Genomic DNA, 19,959 nt, shown 5'->3' with positions numbered 1-19,959 from the left:
ATTTATCATTTATTTTGTTTGCAAAAAATCAATTTTCTTGTATAATCTATTATATTGATTAACAACTATTATTAAATGACAAAAACTATAATAATATGGGGACTATATTAATTATATTTAATAAAGTCCCCATATTATTATGCGAAATTATAAAAAAGTGGATTAACTAAATGTAAAGATAGGTAAAAATATAAGTTTAGCATTTAACGAAATAAATTCAATTACTCATGCACCATTTTTAAGTGGAGGAATTTATACACCATTAGAAAAGCTAAGTAAACAAGAAATTTACCAAGCTATTCATCATGAATTAGTAGCAAGTGCAATGGCTGTAAAGGCATGCCATGAAATTATTCCAGATGCTAAAATAGGGTGTATGATTTTAGGAATGCCTGTTTATCCACTTACGCCATCTCCAGATGATGCATGGGAAACTCTTAACAGAGAAAGAGAAAACTTTTTCTTTTCAGATATACAAGTACGTGGTTATTATCCATCATATTCAAAAAGATTTTTTAAGGAAAATAATATTAATTTAGATATTACTGAAGAAGATAGAGAAATATTAAAAAATACTGTAGATTTTATTTCATTTAGTTATTATATGAGTATTTGTGAATCTAGTGATAAATCTATTGAAGCTGGTGAAGGAAATATTATTGGAGGAGTACCTAATCCTTATTTAGAAGCAAGTGAATGGGGATGTATTGATTTAGTAAGTTTTACAACTGCACAATTAAAGAAACGTTATGGATTTATTTATGTAGATCGTAATGATGATGGAACAGGAACTTTAAAACGTTATAAGAAAAAAAGTTTTAATTGGTATAAAGAAGTAATTGCAAGTAATGGAGATATTAAGGCATTACTTTCTGATGGGAATATTTAAAATATAAATGTATAATCAATAAAAATATCCTAAGTTAATAGGTTTTATATAACCTTATGACCTAGGATATTTTTATTATAAAATCTTTAAGTGGCAAAGAAGATATATTTACACTTGTTAAAATCTACTTTAATTTAGCATCTAATTCATTTGATATTGCAAGATTATAAATATAAGCATTATTAACTTCATTTATAAAATCTACTTTAAGATCATCAGATAAATTAATTTCAGCTAACATATTATGGTATTTCATAACATATCCTCTTAAATCATTAATATCAGCAAATTGATAATAGTTTAATCCTTCATTTGAAATTTTATAATTTGTACTTAATAATGAAAGGAAGGTTCTACCTCCAAATAAGTCAGCTAAGAATCTTGTATAAGCATATGCAACTAAAAGCTCAGGTTTAGTTTTAGATAATTCTTCTATTTTTGATATACAAGCTTCAGTAGAAGCTAATAATTTCATTGATTTTAACTTATCACCTAATAAGAAATCTAAATCTTTTCTTATAAGTTCAGAACGATATAATTCTTTTGTAACAAAAGGATTAACAACATTATTTCCTTCATTTTTATCTAAGGCATCTTCAATAGCCTTGTACATCTTTTCAAGATTATAAATATATTCAGCATAACCTTCAACAGATGCATTTCCATCTACTAATTTTTTTATATATCCTGTATTTTCAGCTGCACTATGTAATAAAGAAGTTTTTTCTCTTATATCCATCATAAATTTCATTTTTTTCACCTCATATAATTAAAATTAACTTTAATGATAATTTATATCAACAGAAAATAATTATCAAATATCAAAAAAGCTTTATATATCTAATTCTGATTAAAATACTAAGATATTCTTGTTATTTCTTTAATGTTCATAATATTTCATATTTTAAAATTAAGTCATATCTACATAAGCCACAAATATATATTTGCCTAAAATGAGTTAAATTTATACTAGTATTTTTAATATCCTTAAAATGGATTATAAATTAATTAGCTGGAGTTTATTTCAATACAAAATCATATTTAGGGTGGGATAATAAAACTATTGTACCTACTAAAGTTATATTTGATTTTTTAGCAATTGCAATAGGTGGGGAATTAAAATGTAGTGAAGAAAGTATAAAAATTCTAAGATAGAATAAAGCAATTAGCAAATTGATATATAAAATAGTAGTATTGATTTAAGTAAAATAGTTTAGAATGGTATAGGTATTTACAATATACTACAAAAGGGCTATAATTTAGTTAATATAAATTAGGTGCACATAATTTAAAATTAAATACTAAATAAGCTAAGAAAGGGAAAAGTATTATAGAATACAGTTTTTAGGGAGGAAATATCATGGACTGAAAATATTTCTAAATATGCCTATAAGAAAAACTACCCTGGAGCTATGATTGATTAGCTAAAACTAGTGAAATGTCATCGGCGAAAGTCGTTAAAGATATAGAGAAGAATTGAATTGTTTAATTCAATTTGGGTGGAACCACGGATAATTGCATTCGTCCCAAGCAGGGATGAGTGCTTTTTTTATTCTTTAGGAAATTATATCAATATTTAAATTAGTAGGAAACTTAATTGTGATTTTAAAACTAAGAATATTTATCTAAAAAATAAAAAATAAAATTAAGTATGTGTGGCTTAGCTTCTTCTCAGACAAGTTCAGAGGAAACATATAAGTGAAAAAATTAAATTTTAAGTAGGAGGTAAAAGAATGAGTATAAAAGTAAGACTTAATGATGGATCAATAAGAGAAATAGATGATAATTCAACTGTTCTTGATCTTGCAAAATCAATTAGCAGAAATTTAGGAAAAGCAGCAATAGTTGGGGAAGTTAATAAAACCCAGGTTGATTTAGATTATAAACTAAAAAATAATGACGAGGTAAATATTTTAACAGCAGATGATGAAAAAGCAGTTGAAGTTATCAGACATTCTACCTCTCATATATTAGCACAAGCTGTAAAGAGAATTTATAAAGATGCAAAACTAGCTATAGGACCTTCAATAGAAAATGGATTTTATTATGATTTTGATATAGAGACTCCTTTAACTACAGAGGATTTACAAAAAATTGAAAAAGAAATGAATAATATAATTAAGGAAAACTTAGAGTTTGAAAGAATTGATATTCCAAGAGAAGATGCTATAAAGCTAATGGAAGAAAAAAATGAACCATATAAGGTAGAATTAATAAGGGATTTACCAGAGGATGAAAAAATTTCTTTATATAAACAAGGGGAGCATATTGACCTTTGTAGAGGACCCCATATTAAATCAACAAAATATGTAAAAGCTTTTAAGTTAACAAGTGTAGCAGGAGCATATTGGAGAGGAAACGAAAAAAATAAGATGCTACAAAGAGTATATGGTGTAGCATTTTCAAATAAAGAATTACTAGAAAAGTATCTTCATAATTTAGAAGAAGCTAAGAAAAGAGATCATAGAAAGCTAGGAAAGGAATTAAAGCTATTTACATTTATGAATGAGGGACCAGGATTCCCATTCTTCCTACCTAAGGGTGTAGTCCTTAAAAATACTTTAATTGATTTTTGGAGAAAACTTCATTATGATGCTGGATATGTTGAAGTTGAAACACCAATTATGCTTAATAAAAATTTATGGGAAACTTCAGGACATTGGTATCACTATAAAGAAAATATGTATACTTCAATGATCGATGAAGAAGAATTTGCATTAAAACCAATGAATTGTCCAGGTGGAATGTTAGTTTATAAATCAGAAGCCCATTCATATAGAGATTTTCCAATGAGAGTTGGAGAACTTGGAAGAGTTCATAGACATGAACTTTCAGGAGCATTACATGGTCTTATGAGAGTTAGAGCATTTACTCAAGATGATGCCCATATTTTCATGTTACCAGATCAAATAAAATCTGAAATAAAAGGTGTAATAGACCTTATTGATAAAGTATATTCTATATTTGGATTTAAATACAGCATTGAATTATCTACAAGACCAGAAGACTCTATGGGAAGTGATGAAGACTGGAATTTAGCAGAAGAATCATTAAAGGGAGCATTAAATGAACTGAATTTAGATTATATAATAAATGAAGGTGACGGAGCATTTTATGGTCCTAAAATAGATTTCCATCTTGAAGATAGTTTAGGTAGAACTTGGCAATGTGGAACAATTCAATTAGACTTCCAACTTCCACAAAGATTTGAACTAGACTATATAGGTAAAGATGGAGAAAAGCATAGACCAATAGTTATTCATAGAGTAATATTCGGAAGCATAGAAAGATTTATAGGAATATTAATTGAACACTTTGCAGGTAAATTCCCAACATGGCTTGCTCCAGTTCAAGTTAAAATACTACCAATATCAGATAAATTCAACACTTATTCAGAAGAAGTTAAAAATAAATTAATTGAAAATGGAATAAGAGTTGAAATGGATTCTAGAAGCGAAAAAATAGGATATAAAATAAGAGAAGCTAGAAATGAAAGAATTCCTTATATTGTTGTTATTGGAGAAAAAGAAGTAAGTGAAAATAAAATTTCTATGCGTAGTAGAAAAAATGGTGAAGAAGGTAGCATGGAATTAGAAGAGTTAATTAAAAGAATTAAAAATGAAGTTGAAAATAAAGAATTATAGAATTTAATTAATTGTATATATTTTAATATAATATTAATTAAATTAAAGAGAAACATGAATGGAATTTTATTTAGGAAAAGAAGTTAAGGTTATAATAGATAGGAAATTAGGATCTAAACATCCAAAACATAATTTGATATATATATTAAACTATGGATATATTCCTAATACCATTTCTGGTGATGGAGAAGAGATTGATGCATATATTATTGGAGGATTTGAGACTTTAGAAAAGTTTCATAGGTATGTTGTAGGAATAGTTAAAAGAGAAGATGACATTGAAGATACACTAGTTGTATGTAAGGAATTAAGTAAATATAATAAGGAACAAATCCAATCCCTAGTAGAGTTTCAAGAAAGATTTTTAATTCACAAATAATGAACATAAAAGCCATATTATAAAATATTAATTTATAAAGCTTTATATAAAAAAGAAGTAAATAATTTAATTGGAACACCTATTAAATTATTTAGGTATGGAGAATTAATTGATTTTGATAAAGATAATATACCAGAAATGGTAATGTTATATGATAAGAAAGTCCTGCTATATAATATAAAAGATGGTAAGGTAGAGGCTGTTTATGAAAAGAGATTGGGGTCTAGATATGGTCAAAGTGATGTATCTTATAGACTAGGTATTAATACTAAAGATGAAAAGATAAGTATTATAAATTATGACTCTAAAAATGCATGGCAAGAGGAACTTATAGAGATCATTACATTAGAAAATGGTAAAGTTGTAATCAAAAAGCTTTATGCAAAAGCAAAAAAAGATAATGATATTCCTGTTAGAGACAATTTGGTTGAATTTTTTATAGATGATAAACCTATAACATTAGATAATTATAATAGTATATATAATTCAACTGTTAAACACCATGTGCTCCAGGACTTATTTATGCAACTGGCAGTGAAATTAATGCAGTTATTTTGCATACTATTTTAAGTGGATTGGTAGGATCAGCTTTTGCAGGAAGTTCGGTAATTTGGGAAATGGATAATTGGAGTATAGCAAAATCAAAAAAATAAATTCAAAATTTAAATAGATTTGGTTTAATTATAAAATTGTTAAAACTACTGAATTAAAGATTGTGGTACTCCCTTGAAATTAATTTACAAATATAGGATAAAGGCTTATTATTAAAATATAAAAAGGTATTTAAAATAATTATGGGGGAGTAGTTATGGATAAATGGAATAATAAAGCTACTTATCAAAAGATAAATAGGATAGTTGATATTATAGGAATAGCATTAATTATAAGTTTAGTTGTAATTACATTAGTAGCGTGGAAAAATGCACCTGATATTGTGCCAACTCATTATAATTTTAGTGGAGAAGTTGATGGATATGGTTCAAAAAATACAATGCTTATTTTATTACCTATAGTTGTTATAGTTTATATTCCAATGGCAGTTTTATCTAAGTATCCTGAAGTATATAATTATTGTGTTGATATAAATCCAATAAATAAAGAAAAGCAATATTTAATGGCATCAACATTTATAAGAATTATTAATGTTGAAACAGTAGCTATGTTCTTTTATGTTCAGTTAAAGATGGTAATGGGAATGAGTTCAGGATCAAAGAATTTATCAATGGCATTTTTACCTATATCTTTAATTATTATATTTGGAACTATTGGAATCTATATTAGAAAATCAATAAAAAATAAGTAATAAGTTAGAGCAGATTAGAGTAAATTTAAATAAGTAGTTAATTTTATATAGAGTTGTAATAAAAAGTACTTAGTTTATAATTAATAAAAATAAACTAAGTATTTTTTATTAATTTAGCCAGGATAGTGTATTACAGCTTCATAAGATTCTTTAAATATCCAATCATTTGATAAGTCCTTACTTTCAAAAACTACTTTTTTATTGTTATTTAAATCTTGACCAAGAACTAATTTATACATACCATTTTCATAAGTTAAAGAGTCAACTTTACTTAAATAACTTACATCTTCAGTAATTTTATCTAAAGGTAAATTAAGTTCATTCCAAGAATCACCTTTATTATTACTTATAAATAACTTTGGAAATTTTTCATCCATTCCAGAATCAAGAGAAAGAACTCCTATAGTATTATCTAAAAAAGTAATTCCTGTTAGAGTGCTAGATGTATTAGAAAGTGGCAGCTCTTTTTGATTCCAAGTTAATCCACCATCATCAGTCAAGCATAGAATTTTAGCTTCTCCAGATCCCATACTCCAATCAGTTCCTAGTGCTAGATATCCATTTATTTCATCTGTAAAACCAATAATTCTTCTTGTAATTGGTTTTTCAAGATTTATATCTAGTTTAATATTGTTCCAGTTATTACCATCATTCTTTGATAATAAAAGAGTAGGGGATTCACCATATAAAAGTGCAATAATACCTCCAGGATTATCAGAAATATAATAACTATCTGGTGGAATTTCTATTCCTAATCTATAAAATTCTAATGTGCTAGAGAGATTTTCCTCTGATATAGGTATATCAATCCATGTTTCTCCATAGTCACGAGTAATTTTAATTTTATATCCATTTATATAATAATCTTTTTTCATAAAATTATTTTTGTTACCAGATAGACTTTCAGAATTAGCTGGAATACAATTATACATAATTTTATTTTCGCTAAGTGCTAAGCTTGAGCCAGAATATAGAGAAAATATAACAGATGTATGACCATTACTTTTCCCATACTTACCAGACTTATATTCATCAAAAGTAAATGTAGGAAATTTATCATTATTGTTAATGTTAACAATTGGTTCACCTTCTAATGGCTTTGTATTAGAATTATATCCAATACTATAGCTTGGAAAGTCAAGTTTTTCTATTTGTTCTTTAATAGGTATCATCTTTAATTGGGTATCTAAAAATGATATTTCATTATTTTCGTTATATATTTGAGGCAAAGTACTTTTAATATTAGATTTAGGACCAGCATAATTTAAAATTTTCTTTTTTGAATTATAAATAAATCTATAGCTTTGTAAGTATTCTTTTGAATTATTATATCCAGAAAGTACAATGTTAAAATTACCAAGTGTTCCATCCTTAGATATATCTCCATCAAAAGTATCTATTAATAAGATGCTAGAAAGTTCAGTATGTGTTCTAAAAATTTCTTCTAATCCTTTAAATCCTTGCTGTTGTAAATTATATTTTCTAATTGTAAATTTTTGATCACCTTCACTAAAAGGTTTATTATTATTTACAAATTTAAATAATAATAGGAAGGCTATTATTGATAAAACTATTAATCCTAAATATTTAACCTGTTTTTTCATTTAAATTCTCTCCCAATAATTATAAATTTATTTATATATTATTTGTATATATGTAATTATTATACTTTAATACTAAACTATAACTTGTTAATTATTTTTAAAGTTATTTAAATAGAAAGCAACTAATAAGACTTTTTATCTTATTAGTTGCTTTCTTATCTATTTATTTATTATTAAATTTTTATATAGTAAAAGATAGATTTTAATAGATTAAGTATTTTTGATAATTTAATAATTAATTATATTTATAGTAGATTTATTTTTTTGTTAAGTTTATTATATACATTTTCAATAATGTAAGGTTCACTACAATATTTTGAAAGTTCATTTATAGGTAGCCATTTAACACCTTTAGTTTCTTCTTCGTTAACAGTTAAAGCTTCCTTTTCATCAGCTTCAAGTAAATATGTAACATTTAAATGTAAGTGAGATGACACATATTCACCTCTTTTAATATGACCATCTACAGTAAGAACATCTAAAGAAAAAATTTCAGGGGTAACAGCTGTTACATTTTTAAGACCTGTTTCTTCCTTAGCTTCTTTTATAGCAACATAAAGCAAATCATCATCACCATCGGCATGCCCACCAGTCCATGCCCATGAATTATAAATCTTATGATAAATCATTAAGACCTTATCTCTTTTTTTGTTTACAATATATCCAGAGCTAGTAATATGCATAATTACATTTTCTCTAGTTAATAAGTTATTATAATTATTAATTGCGCTAAGTATTAATTCTTTATCTTTTAGTTCTTGATTATTATAAGGAACATAGTTTTGTATAGAATGAACCCAAGTCATTTAATCGCCTCACTTTTATATCATCTTTTTCATAAAGTATCTTTTATGGTTAAGTGGACATTCATCTAATATCCCAAAAACTACATAACCATGCTTAATATAAAACTCTTTTGACTGAAAATCAAAGTTAATCTTCAAATCTGTTTTGTAAATCTAGTTCTAAATTTACTTCATAAGTTTGCATTATTCTATCTACAACCCATTTATCTTTTACCTTAATAAATTTCCAAAACTCAGCAAAACTCTTATTTTTAGTACTTCCTTCAACCATATCATTTGTGTTTACATTTATAATATAGTCAATCATTGAGCCTTTTATAGCAAACCAAACAACATCTTTAGAGTTATCCTTATAATGTTTTATAGCTATTGGTTTTGCACTTATAAGTTTTATATTTTCTAAAATATTGCGTTGTTTTCTTATTTTCATCCAGGATAATTTGGTATTGTGAGTATTATAGATATTATCACTCATATAGTTCTTAGATATATCTACATCCATTTTAGTCCATGCTTCCTATATAAATATTAATTTTTTTCTCATGTCTTTTCTACATATATTAAATTCTTATTATAAGAATAACTTATAAATTACCAAATATCAACAAAAGCCAGTATCATTTTATTTTGATACTGGCTTTTGTATTTAAAGAATATTATCTTAGATTAATTTTTATTAGCTTCGACTTTTCTTATTAGTAAATATTGTCCTAGTATAATAATGATACTTAAAATATTAAATGATATTATACCTTTATATGGATTAAAAGTATTTAAACCAAACGAATTTGTAATAAATAACATAAGACTAAGGAGAATATCACTAAATACATTAATATATATAATGAAGGCTACCAATATACCTAATAATAAAAACTTTTTACTTTTATTTAATCTAAACATTAATATTCCTATAAAGAAAGCAAGCATAAACCAAAATATATAAGAAGAAATATTAAATAGGTAAGTAGAGATTAGGTAATTTATAGCGTTATTAGGAATAAAAAAATTAGAAGAAGATAAATTTACAGCATTTCCATATAATGAATCATAGCCCATAGGACAAGAAACTACTAAGTTAAATAGTCTATTTATTATTATATCAATAAATGCTAGTATAGCTGAAAGTGATATTCCGTATAATACAGTACCTTTTAAAAAACTTTTTCTAGAAATATTATTTCCTTGAGAAAAATAAAATTCGTATTTAAATGAATTTAAAGCACAAATAAATATAAATATTATTGTTGAAAATTCAATGACAGAACAATTAGTATTAGTATGAAGAAATTTATTTAAATAAGCTATTAGTGAAAGTACTCCTAAAAATATTGCATAGAAAATCATAATAGATTTTACAGATGATTTTAGTTGATATTTGCAAATCTTTAAACTTCTATTCATTTAAATTTCCTCCTTATCAGTTAAATTTATAAATAGTTTTTGGAGTTCTACTTTATTAACTTCAAGTTGTAATTCTTTTATATAATTTAAGTCCTCTTTAGTTTTTTCTTGTAAAATAGTAGCTTTTTTAAATGAACCTAACACATCAATAGCTATTACGTTTTTATCTACTATATATTTATCAATAAGATTATCTTTACCAGACACAGCATAAGCTCTAGAAAGTAGATCTTCAACATTTTCATTTTCTATTATCTTAGAGTTATTTAAAATAATAACTCTTTCCAATAAGTCCGAAATTTCTTCAATAATATGAGTTGATATAATAATAGTATTTTGTTTTTCAGTATATAAAGATAATAATTCCTTATAAAACATATCTCTATGCTTGGCATCTAAACCTAACACAGGTTCATCAAAGAATAGGAAATTAGCTCCAGAAGATAAACAAGTTATCAACTTACAAATAGATCTATAACCAGTTGATAATTCTTTAATCCTTTTATTTGTATTTAGTTTAAATTTATTACTTAATATATTTGCATATTCTATATCAAAGTTTGGATAGAAGTCTTTAGTATATTTAAAAATATCATTAATTTTCATATCATCAGGAATTAAATTTTTTTCAGTCATATAATAAACCTTTGAAATTGCATTATCATTTTCGTAAATATTCTGGCCATTTATAAGAATTTCACCCTTATCTATAAAGGTTCTATTAGTAATAGCATTTAGAAGGGTAGTTTTACCAGCACCATTACAACCTAATAATCCATAAATTTTACCTTCTTCTATAGTTAAAGAAATATTATCTAATACAGTTTTATTACCATATGATTTTGATATATTTTTAATTTCTATATTATTCATGATAATTACCCCCTTTTATCATATTTATAATTTCATCAACGGTAATACCAAGTCTTTTGGCTTCAGACATTAAAGTTAAAATATAATTATCAAAAAATTTATTTTTTCTATTAGTTAGTAGTTTTTTTACAGCACCTGTACTCACAAACATACCCACACCTCTTTTTTTATAAATAATTCCTTCATTTACTAAAATATTAAATCCTTTTCCAACAGTAGCAGGATTTATTTTATAAGTTATAGAAATTTCAGTAGTTGAAGGGATTTGACTTTCTTCTTGATAGATTCCATTTAATATTCCATCTTCAATTGAATTTGCTATTTGAAGATAGATTGGAGAGTCTTCATTAAAATTAAATACCATAATTATCCTCCTTATGAGAAATTAGTTGGTTAATTAGTTAGTTACTTATATAATTAACTATATGAGCAAGTAGTGGAATTGTCAACTAAAACTTGTAAAAAAGTTCAAATATATGAATTTATATCTAAAAAATGCTAGTTTAATAAAAATATAGTACTTTTTTATAGTAAAAGGCAGTTATAAGTTAATTGGAATATATTTACATAAAAATAAATAAGTAGTAAACTTAAATTGATATAAATAAATGTACATTAAATTTTAAGGGGGATCAAAATGAAAAAACAATCAAAAAAAGTTTTGAAAAATGCTTTAGCTACTACTTGTGCAGTAACAATAGTAACTACTATGACAGGTGGAAACTTAATTAAAGCTGAAACAATAACAAAAGATGGGGAAAGAGTACAAGCTAATATTTATCCAGTACCTCAAAATCTAGAGTATTCATCAGATGAGGGAATGACTTTAGAAGGTGAAGTAAATGTAGTTATTCACGGGAAGCAAGAAGAGGCAACTTTACCTAAGCTAGAAGAAATTTTAGATGAGAATAATATTAATTATTCTATATCTGATTTTGTGAATAATGAAAAAGCCAATATTATAATTTCTTCCGAAAAAGATCACTGTGAAGATTGTATAAAAGGAGAAATTGAAGAAAGTAATGTTTTAAGTAAAAAAGAAGCATATATTCTTAAAAGTAGTAATGATGAAAATAAAAAAGGAAATATTTCAATTATAGGATCAGATGCTGATGGTGTTTATTATGGAGTTTTAACATTAGCTCAGATATTAGAGCAATCAACTTCAGAAGATAAGTTTGCAGAAGTTATAATAAGTGACTATCCTGAAATTGAATTTAGAGGATTTATAGAAGGTTTCTATGGAACACCTTGGAGTCATGAAGATAGAATGAATCTTATGAAGGAAACAAGTAAGTTTAAAATGAATACTTATATTTATGCCCCAAAAGATGATCCATATCATAGAAAACAATGGAAGGAGTTATATCCTGAAGATAAGGCTACTCAAATAGCAGAACTTGCAAAAGCTGGAAATGATAATAATTTTAATTTCTGCTGGACAATTCATCCAGGAGCTACTCTTAAATTTACAGATGAAGATTATAATGCTCTTATAAGAAAATTTGAACAGTTATATGATTTGGGAGTTCGTCAATTTGGAGTGCTATTTGATGATACAGATGATTGGTACAACGGTAGAAAGCAAGCAGAATGGATTAATAAAATAGATACTGAATTTGTTAAAGCTAAAGGTGATGTAGCGCCGATGATAGTTATTTCAGCAAGATATAACTCTGCTTGGGGACCTAACATGAATGTTTATTTTAAACCATTTATGGAAACATTACATGATGATATTCAAGTAATGTGGACTGGACATGCAACAATGTCTAATGTTTCAAAAGAGGTCTTTGAGTGGCCGAAAGTACAAACAGGAGTAAATAAAGATGTAGCAGTGTGGTGGAATTATCCTGTAAACGATTATTGTGATAGTAGGATACTAATGGCACCACTTCATAATCTAAGTACAGATCTTGATAATGTTAGTGGATTCTTCTCAAATCCAATGAATCAGGCAGAAGCATCAAAGGTAGCCTTATATAGTATAGCTGATTATACATGGAATACAGATTCATTTGATTATATGAAGAGCTGGGAAACATCAATAAATAGATTTGTACCTGAGGTTACTGAAGAGTTTAAAAGATTTGCATCTAATACATGTTATTTAAAAGATGACGGGGGAGCTAGTGGTCCTTTTGAATATGATGAATCATGGTATTTATCAGAAAAAATAGATGCATTAAAAAATGCTATTACAAATAAAGAGAACGTAAAAGGTGAAGCAGAGGCACTATTAGCTGAATTTAAAACAATGAATTCAGACTATGAAGCTATAACAACTAAGGTTAAAAATGAGAATTTACTTACTGAATTAGATCCATTTTTAAAATCATATAAAGCATTATCAGAAGCTGGTATTGCAGCTATGAATGCTTTAATATCTGCACAAGATGGAGAAGTAGGAACATGGCTTAATGAAAATTCAGTAGCAACAGAAAAATTAGATTTAATGGATACTTTCAAGGTATCAAGATTAGAGGATGAGCATGGACAAGTTGTCACTAAAGAATATGTAGTGTCAGTAGGTGAAAAGAGACTTAAGCCACTAGTTAAAGAGGCTATAGGAGCATCACAATCAATAATATCTAATTCTATATTAGTTAATCATGAACCAAAGGTTATAAGTTCTATAGATAGTTTATTAAGTAAAACAGTAGAAGTTTCAGGTGGAAATTATGCAATTAAAAATATAGAAAATGTTACCCTTAACAAAGATGATTATGTAGGTATAGCTTTGCCAAAGGCAATGAAATTAGGAGAAGTGAAAGTAAATGCTAGTAATTATGATAATTTATCAATTGAGTATTCAATAAATGGAATTCAGTGGGATAAGGCTGAAACTATTATTGAAGGTGAAACTTTAAAAACTAATGCTAGTATTTCAGCTACTTATGTTAGAGTTTTAAATGATTCAAAGGAAGCAATTAATATAAATATAGAAAATATTCAAGCCATACCGGTATATAAAGCAACTCCAATAATATCACAGAATATAGGAACTTATCAAAACTATGTAATAGAAAATGCATTAGATGGTGATATGGATACTAAATATTGGTCAGATAAGGCATCAGGAAATGGCCATTACATCCAATTAGATCTTGGTAATAATATTCCTCTTCATGATATAAGTGCTTATTTTAATGGAGAAGACTATATGAGAAATTCAGAATTTATGATTTCTAAAGATGGATCAACATGGACTTCTCTTGGAGACTTACAATACTCAGATAAAGAGGGAAAAAAAGTTGCTTCAGCTGATGCTAATGGAGAAATGGCAAGATATATAAAGATACAAGCTAATGGGGAAAATAATGGATGCTGGGTACAATTATGCGAGTTTCAATTTAATAAAACAGTACCTGAATTAGGTGATGATACAGTAGAATTAGTTACAGGTACTCCAGAAGGAAATTGGAGAAATTTATATGATGGAGATTTATCAACAGCTTTTGAAGCAGAAAATGTGCAAGACGGAGATGCTCTTGTGTATAAAATGTCAAGAGTTACAAAGGTTTCAGAATTATCATTTCTTCAAGATGCAAATAAGATATGTGGAGCAGAGGTAAGTATTAAAGATTTAAATGGGAAATGGATAGATATAGGATCTTTAGATAGTCAATTTAATAAATTAAATGTTTCTAAACAAATACTTGAAGTTAAACTTACATTTGATCCATCAAAACCAGCACCTAAAATATATGAGATAATGGCTAAAGAAGGTGAGGTTTCAGAAGCAGAAAAATTCAAAAGACATTTAGAAATAGCGGTATCAGAAGCTAAGAAAATAGATGAAAATGTTCTTGATAAGGTTGTTCCAGCAGTTAAAAAAGAATTTAATGATGCATTAATAGAGGCAGAAGAAGTCTTAAATGATTCTACCTCTACTCAAAAGCAAATAGATGATGCTTTTGAAAGATTAAGTGAAGTAATGCATATGTTATCTTTTGAGAAGGGAGATAAAGAAAATTTAATATCATTAGTTAATGAAATTAACACTTTAAACTCTAATGAATATATTAAGGAAACTTGGGATAAGTTACAAATAGTTTTAGGTGAAGCAAATTCAGTAATAGCTGATGAAAATGCTATGAAGAATGAAGTAGCTGAAACTTATGATAAATTATTAAGAGCATTTTTAGATTTAAGGTTAAAGCCAAGTAAAGATAAATTACAAGACTTAATAAATGAAGCAGAGAAAAAAGATAGAAATGAGTTTGTTGTTGAAAGTTTTGCTGTATTAGAAAGAGAAATAGTAAATGCTAAAGCTATTATTGAAAAAGAAGATGCTACAGAAGAGGAAATAGGAAATGCTGAAAAAGCATTAGATTTAGCTATGAAGGGGCTAGTAGCTTCAGCAGGAAATAAAGACGAAAATAACAATAATGGAAATACTAACAATGGAAATAATGCTAATGGAAGTAATGGAAGCAACTCAAATGTAAGTACATCAGGTAAAAATAATGGTAAGAAGAATGAATTACCTAAAACAGGTATTGAAGCTTTAGGACATCTTCAAACATTAGGTGCAATGTTTTCAACATTAGGTACAGCATTATTATTAAAGAAAAAAACTAAAAATAAATAATTAAATTATAAAATATAATAAAGATAGTAGCTATCAAAATTAAATTTGGAGCTACTATCTTTTTTGTAATTGTTTGACTTTATTCCGTATTATCTATAGTATTAGAAGTAAATATAATGTTTTCTGGAGGAAATATGGCTAAAAATAATAGTGTTAAGGGAAACTTTCATTACAATAATATAGAAAAGATGAATAAAAACTTTATGTATAACAATCTTACAAGAAGTAATTGTTATAACTCTAGTTTTGCTGGATCAAACTTTAACTTTGCAAGTTTTAGAGGTGCTCATTTTAAATCTTGTGATTTTTATGGTTGTACTTTTAAAAGTGCAGAGTTTATAGGAACTAACCTTAAAAACAGTAAGTTTAGACATGGAAAGTTTGAAGATACTTTATTTGAAGGAGTTAACTTAAATGAAGTAGATTTTAGGGACGCAGAATTTAAAAATACAATTTTTGTAGAATGTAATTTAGATACTTGCAAAAGCTTATTCTTTGATAAAGAAGAGGTAACTATATATGAAGAAATGCCTAAACTAAATATAAGTGAGGAGCTAGAAGAAGCAATAAACAAAGCCATGGAAAATGAGTTTATAAAAGCTTCAAGAGTTATAGATACAAAAGAAGGAAAAATAAATCCTATAAAAATTATAATGTTACAAAAGAAATATAATGAGGAAGTTTTAATTAAAGGATTTAATGATATGGCAGAAGCTGTAGATAGAGATTTTCATACATTAAGTTATCTATTCCGTTTCTTTAAGTAAAAGTAAATTACATAATTTTAAATATATTATTATAAAAATAGTAGATATTCAATTAAGTTGGAGGATACTATTTTTATTTTTTTTATCTTAGATGGTATAATTAGTATATAAAGCTAAAAATTTCATAATAATAGACATAGATTTATAAAAAGAGATACTTAGCTAAAAGGGAGGAAAGTAATGTATATGAGGAGAAAGAATTCCTTTATTTACACCATGGGGAGAGGAGATAAAACTTTAAAAAGATTTAATAGGAAGAAAAATATATACAGCTCTTCTTTATTTAGAATTTTAATAGTAATTATAACTATTACTTTAATGGGTGGAGGATTATATTTTTTACATTACTCAAAGGCTTCTAAAGGAAAAGTAGGTAAAGAAATTGATAGCTATAAAAATGTACCTGTCTATTACAACGGATTAAATTATACAAAAACATATGGAGAGAGCTATAGTGAAGATGGATATTATTACGGTTATAAGTGGCAATGTGTAGAATATATAAAAAGATTCTATAAAGAAGCAAAGAATCATAAAATGCCAGATGTATATGGAAATGCTAAAGATTTTTTTGATAATAGTGTTCCACAAGGAGAGTTAAATAAGAGTAGGGATTTAATTCAATATAGAAATGAAGGAAATGTTAAACCAGAACCAGATGATTTAATAGTTTTTTCAGGGAATATATTTGGACATGTTGCAATTGTAACTGAAGTAACGGAAGATTATGTAGAAGTAATTCAACAAAATGTTTATAGTAAAACAAGGGAAAAATACGATTTAACAGAGAAAGATGGTAAATATATTGTTGGTAAATATAAAAAAATAGTTGGATGGTTAAGAAAAAAACAATAAAATTGTGGTACTATAGAAGATGTTAAGCTGTAAAGGGTAGGCATCTTTTATTTTTTTTATTTACATTAAATTAGATATAAATGTTTATTCAAATATTTAAGTAGTAATATAAATAATACGAAAATGAAACTAAGTAGCAAAAAGGGGTAAAAATTATTAAGGAGGAATTTAAATGAAAGGAACAGTAGTAGCAACTTGGATGAAAACCAACAGAAAATTATTTGGCGATAACATAGTAGATGAAGCCATGGATCATGTTGGATGGGGACGAAACAAGATTTTTTCACCAATTGAAACTGTTGATGATGATAAAGTAAAAACTGTTATAAAGTACATAGCAAAAAATAAAAACATGGATGTTAAAATATTATGGAGAAAAATTGGACAAGATAATATGATTACATTTAATAAGTACTATCCAGCTTTTTTTCAGCATGAAAATGTATATTCATTTTTAAAATCTATGTTTGATGTCCATGTAGTAATGACTAAAAAGTTTGTAGGGGCTAAGCCACCATTATTAACAATAGAACCAATTTCAAATAAAGAAGCTATATTTACATATAATTCTTCTAGGGGGATGTTTGATTATTTCCTTGGTTTATTAGATGGAGTTTGTACACATTTTAAGGAAAAAATAAAAATAGAAGAGGTTTCAAGAACTAATAGTAAGTTAGAGTTAAAACTTACTTTCAATAAAAATATATATTACAGTAAAAATTATTCATTTAATAAATTTCTTTCTCTAGGATTTATTAGGAATTTTGGTATTAAAGCTGGTATATTTACATTTATTATATCTCTAATAGTAATGGTACCATTAATGGGATTAGATAATATTATAAAATCTTTAATATGCAGTGTAATATCAGGACTATCTACTGCTTTAGGGGTATCATTAATGTTATCACCTGTTAATAGAATAAAAAATGAGCTTAGTACAATAGTAGATAATAAATATAATGAAGATGGAGAAATCAAGACAAATGATTTCTTTGAGGATATTTTTACTTTAATTAAGAAACATAAAAATATTATACAAGCGGATTTCGTTGGATTTAAAGGTATTACAGATGAAATGAATACTTTTATAAACAATATAAATTCTATATCTAATTCTATGAATTCTACATCTAGTGAAATAAGTGGGATAGTAGAACAAGTGGCACATAATTCAATTATTCAAGCTAACAATACAGATGATGCAGTACAAACATTGAATGGAAATGTTAACGAGTTAAGAAGTATAGTTCAAAATGAAAATGGTCATAAACTTCAATTAGAAAATGCAATAGGAAAAATAAATAACAGCTATGAACAAGTAGATAATGCAAGTAAAAATATTTCAATGTCCTTAGAAAAATTCAATGATGTTAAGGAAAAAGGAACTCATCTTGAAAATAGAGCTAAAGATATAACAAACATAGTTTCTATAGTATCAGGTATATCAGATCAAACTAATTTATTAGCACTAAATGCAGCTATTGAGGCAGCTAGAGCAGGAGAACAAGGAAAGGGATTCGCAGTTGTAGCTGATTCTATAAAAAAACTTTCAGAACAATCTAAAGATGCAGTTAAGGAAGTAAATGCAAACTTAGAACAATTTAGAGATGAAATAAAATCATTAGTAGAACAAATAGGAATACAATATGATTTACTAGAAAAAGAAACTGATAGTTTAGGTGATGTTAGAAATGCAAGCTGCGAAGCTAACGAATCTATACAAAGAGTTGCTGCTTCAATGATACAAACAATAAATAAATTGAATAAAGAAGCAGATTTAATTTCAAATGCCTATAAGAGTATAGAAGCTTTATCAACAATTGCTGAAGAAAATTCAGCATCATCAGAAGAAGTGAGTGCTAGCGTAACAACATATACAAATGAAATTAAGAAGTTAATAGAAAATATATCTGATTTTAAGGGAATTACAGAAGTATTCAAAAAAGACTTAGAAAAATATAAAATTTAAAATATTATAATTATAAAACTTTAAAAAGTGCTAATCATTAATTTGATATAGCACTTTTTGTGTTTTATATAATATATAGATTATAGGAGATATAGTTAAAATTGTTATACCAACAGAAATTAAAGAAGATTTTATTGATTTTGCAGAGTATACTATTACTTTTACAACTAATAAATTAAAGCTTCTATTCCTAAATGAAGGGAAATATATATTACGGGAAATAGTAGCACCAAATGGATATATATTAAATTAATTTCCTAATAAATTAGTAACTAGTATTACTACAAATGAGGAAAGGCGTAGTAATGATAAATTTGACAATTGGAAAATATAAATTGGTAGAAATTTTGGCGCCTATAGCGGATTAACACCTTTATATTGGACAAAATCTATTAAATTCTAAGTTTTTCTCAGATTTATATTTTTATACAAATTTTTTCTACATGCTCTCCAAAATAAAGAGTATAAAATTCTCTAGGCGGCATATATTTCAAGCTAGAGTGTAATCTTCTTTCATTATAGAAACTCATAAAGGTATTTACTATTTTATAAGCTTCAGCATAAGTTTGAAATTCATTTATTTCACCATGAACATAACCGTATTTTATATCAATTTCCCATACTTGATTAGAAGCTGTGACAGTCCTATTAGATGCTAATATTCGTTTAGTTTTAAAATGTATTTTTCTTTGCCATATAAGGATATTCAATTCTTTACAAAGCCTGTATACCTTTTTGCAATTTATTATTAAATTATATGTGCGCCTTAAGTGATAGGTTATTTTTCTATAACCATAATATTGAGCATCACCATTTATAGATTCCATAATATATTCTTTAATTTCATCATCGCATATTTTTTTATTATT

The 19,959-nt window shown here is 26.3% G+C and carries 16 protein-coding genes, 3 pseudogenes and 1 other annotated feature; of the genes and pseudogenes, 10 read left to right on the top strand and 9 right to left on the bottom strand.

Going from position 1 to position 19,959, the window contains the following annotated elements:
• Positions 1–196: 196 nt before the first annotated feature.
• Positions 197–889: pseudogene (locus CP523_RS04295) on the top strand (family 1 glycosylhydrolase); the annotation flags it as partial.
• A gap of 124 nt (positions 890–1,013) precedes the next feature.
• On the opposite strand, the gene CP523_RS04290 reads toward CP523_RS04295, so the two are convergent.
• Positions 1,014–1,640 (bottom strand): biliverdin-producing heme oxygenase, encoded by a 627-nt coding sequence (locus tag CP523_RS04290; RefSeq protein WP_120140523.1) that lies wholly within the window; start codon positions 1,638–1,640, stop codon positions 1,014–1,016.
• 552 nt (positions 1,641–2,192) lie between these two features.
• Positions 2,193–2,421: a binding site (T-box leader), on the top strand.
• Positions 2,422–2,622: 201 nt separating this feature from the next.
• Here CP523_RS04290 and thrS point away from each other — a divergent pair.
• From thrS to CP523_RS04265, 5 genes are all read left to right on the top strand, one after another.
• Entirely contained in the window at positions 2,623–4,533 is a 1,911-nt protein-coding gene (gene thrS, locus CP523_RS04285) for a threonine--tRNA ligase (protein ID WP_066676487.1), read from the top strand.
• A 58-nt stretch (positions 4,534–4,591) separates the two neighbouring features.
• Entirely contained in the window at positions 4,592–4,912 is a 321-nt protein-coding gene (locus CP523_RS04280) for an inorganic diphosphatase (protein ID WP_066676488.1), read from the top strand.
• A 144-nt stretch (positions 4,913–5,056) separates the two neighbouring features.
• Entirely contained in the window at positions 5,057–5,482 is a 426-nt protein-coding gene (locus CP523_RS04275; RefSeq protein ID WP_128499665.1) for a hypothetical protein, read from the top strand.
• Positions 5,467–5,565 (top strand): DUF3021 domain-containing protein, encoded by a 99-nt coding sequence (locus tag CP523_RS04270; protein ID WP_243106772.1) that lies wholly within the window; start codon positions 5,467–5,469, stop codon positions 5,563–5,565. Before CP523_RS04275 ends, CP523_RS04270 begins: the two co-directional genes overlap by 16 nt.
• A gap of 155 nt (positions 5,566–5,720) precedes the next feature.
• Complete coding sequence (locus CP523_RS04265; RefSeq protein WP_120140522.1) at positions 5,721–6,215, top strand: DUF1648 domain-containing protein; 495 nt, start codon at positions 5,721–5,723, stop codon at positions 6,213–6,215.
• 113 nt (positions 6,216–6,328) lie between these two features.
• Here CP523_RS04265 and CP523_RS04260 read toward each other — a convergent pair whose 3' ends face one another.
• From CP523_RS04260 to CP523_RS04230, 7 genes and pseudogenes are all read right to left on the bottom strand, one after another.
• Positions 6,329–7,819, bottom strand: a complete 1,491-nt coding sequence (locus CP523_RS04260; RefSeq protein ID WP_066676495.1) for a WD40/YVTN/BNR-like repeat-containing protein — start codon at positions 7,817–7,819, stop codon at positions 6,329–6,331.
• Between the two features lie 245 nt (positions 7,820–8,064).
• Positions 8,065–8,625, bottom strand: a complete 561-nt coding sequence (locus CP523_RS04255) for an NUDIX hydrolase (RefSeq protein ID WP_120140521.1) — start codon at positions 8,623–8,625, stop codon at positions 8,065–8,067.
• 15 nt (positions 8,626–8,640) lie between these two features.
• Positions 8,641–8,751, bottom strand: a pseudogene (locus CP523_RS16290) (GNAT family N-acetyltransferase); the annotation flags it as partial.
• A 1-nt stretch (position 8,752) separates the two neighbouring features.
• A pseudogene (locus tag CP523_RS04245) lies at positions 8,753–9,130 on the bottom strand (Tim44 domain-containing protein); the annotation flags it as partial.
• 161 nt (positions 9,131–9,291) lie between these two features.
• The gene (locus tag CP523_RS04240) at positions 9,292–10,029 is read right to left on the bottom strand and encodes a hypothetical protein (protein ID WP_066676504.1); all 738 of its coding nucleotides are present in this window, start codon (positions 10,027–10,029) and stop codon (positions 9,292–9,294) included.
• Positions 10,030–10,902 carry an ABC transporter ATP-binding protein gene (locus tag CP523_RS04235; RefSeq protein ID WP_120140520.1) on the bottom strand — a complete coding sequence of 291 codons (873 nt, stop codon included), beginning with the start codon at positions 10,900–10,902 and terminating at the stop codon, positions 10,030–10,032.
• Positions 10,895–11,266: a GntR family transcriptional regulator gene (locus tag CP523_RS04230; protein WP_066676507.1), complete on the bottom strand. Its 372-nt coding sequence runs from the start codon at positions 11,264–11,266 to the stop codon at positions 10,895–10,897. Before CP523_RS04230 ends, CP523_RS04235 begins: the two co-directional genes overlap by 8 nt.
• A gap of 273 nt (positions 11,267–11,539) precedes the next feature.
• On the opposite strand from CP523_RS04230, the gene CP523_RS04225 reads away from it, so the two are divergent.
• The 4 genes from CP523_RS04225 to CP523_RS04210 all read left to right on the top strand — a co-directional run bounded on the left by CP523_RS04225 (position 11,540) and on the right by CP523_RS04210 (position 19,090).
• Complete coding sequence (locus CP523_RS04225) at positions 11,540–15,496, top strand: glycoside hydrolase family 84 protein (protein ID WP_120140519.1); 3,957 nt, start codon at positions 11,540–11,542, stop codon at positions 15,494–15,496.
• A 134-nt stretch (positions 15,497–15,630) separates the two neighbouring features.
• Positions 15,631–16,263, top strand: a complete 633-nt coding sequence (locus CP523_RS04220) for a pentapeptide repeat-containing protein (protein ID WP_066676509.1) — start codon at positions 15,631–15,633, stop codon at positions 16,261–16,263.
• 186 nt (positions 16,264–16,449) lie between these two features.
• Entirely contained in the window at positions 16,450–17,118 is a 669-nt protein-coding gene (locus CP523_RS04215; RefSeq protein ID WP_227909577.1) for a CHAP domain-containing protein, read from the top strand.
• A 172-nt stretch (positions 17,119–17,290) separates the two neighbouring features.
• Complete coding sequence (locus CP523_RS04210; RefSeq protein ID WP_066676513.1) at positions 17,291–19,090, top strand: heme NO-binding domain-containing protein; 1,800 nt, start codon at positions 17,291–17,293, stop codon at positions 19,088–19,090.
• A 416-nt stretch (positions 19,091–19,506) separates the two neighbouring features.
• On the opposite strand, the gene CP523_RS04205 is transcribed toward CP523_RS04210, so the two are convergent.
• A complete protein-coding gene (locus CP523_RS04205; RefSeq protein WP_265586023.1) occupies positions 19,507–19,932 on the bottom strand; it encodes an IS3 family transposase in 426 nt (141 codons plus the stop codon).
• Positions 19,933–19,959 lie beyond the last annotated feature (27 nt).

This window comes from Clostridium septicum, assembly GCF_003606265.1.
Taxonomy (GTDB): domain Bacteria; phylum Bacillota; class Clostridia; order Clostridiales; family Clostridiaceae; genus Clostridium; species Clostridium septicum.
Note: the sequence above shows the minus strand (reverse complement) of the source record. Positions and strands in the feature narration are given on the sequence as shown.

Excerpts from the sequence above, each read along its gene's own strand:
- CP523_RS04290 (WP_120140523.1), bottom strand. The coding sequence starts at position 1,640 with ATGAAATTTATGATGGATATAAGAGAAAAAACTTCTTTATTACATAGT.
- thrS (WP_066676487.1), top strand. The coding sequence starts at position 2,623 with ATGAGTATAAAAGTAAGACTTAATGATGGATCAATAAGAGAAATAGAT.
- CP523_RS04280 (WP_066676488.1), top strand. The coding sequence starts at position 4,592 with ATGGAATTTTATTTAGGAAAAGAAGTTAAGGTTATAATAGATAGGAAA.
- CP523_RS04275 (WP_128499665.1), top strand. The coding sequence starts at position 5,057 with ATGTTATATGATAAGAAAGTCCTGCTATATAATATAAAAGATGGTAAG.
- CP523_RS04265 (WP_120140522.1), top strand. The coding sequence starts at position 5,721 with ATGGATAAATGGAATAATAAAGCTACTTATCAAAAGATAAATAGGATA.
- CP523_RS04260 (WP_066676495.1), bottom strand. The coding sequence starts at position 7,819 with ATGAAAAAACAGGTTAAATATTTAGGATTAATAGTTTTATCAATAATA.
- CP523_RS04255 (WP_120140521.1), bottom strand. The coding sequence starts at position 8,625 with ATGACTTGGGTTCATTCTATACAAAACTATGTTCCTTATAATAATCAA.
- CP523_RS04240 (WP_066676504.1), bottom strand. The coding sequence starts at position 10,029 with ATGAATAGAAGTTTAAAGATTTGCAAATATCAACTAAAATCATCTGTA.
- CP523_RS04235 (WP_120140520.1), bottom strand. The coding sequence starts at position 10,902 with ATGAATAATATAGAAATTAAAAATATATCAAAATCATATGGTAATAAA.
- CP523_RS04230 (WP_066676507.1), bottom strand. The coding sequence starts at position 11,266 with ATGGTATTTAATTTTAATGAAGACTCTCCAATCTATCTTCAAATAGCA.
- CP523_RS04225 (WP_120140519.1), top strand. The coding sequence starts at position 11,540 with ATGAAAAAACAATCAAAAAAAGTTTTGAAAAATGCTTTAGCTACTACT.
- CP523_RS04220 (WP_066676509.1), top strand. The coding sequence starts at position 15,631 with ATGGCTAAAAATAATAGTGTTAAGGGAAACTTTCATTACAATAATATA.
- CP523_RS04215 (WP_227909577.1), top strand. The coding sequence starts at position 16,450 with ATGAGGAGAAAGAATTCCTTTATTTACACCATGGGGAGAGGAGATAAA.
- CP523_RS04210 (WP_066676513.1), top strand. The coding sequence starts at position 17,291 with ATGAAAGGAACAGTAGTAGCAACTTGGATGAAAACCAACAGAAAATTA.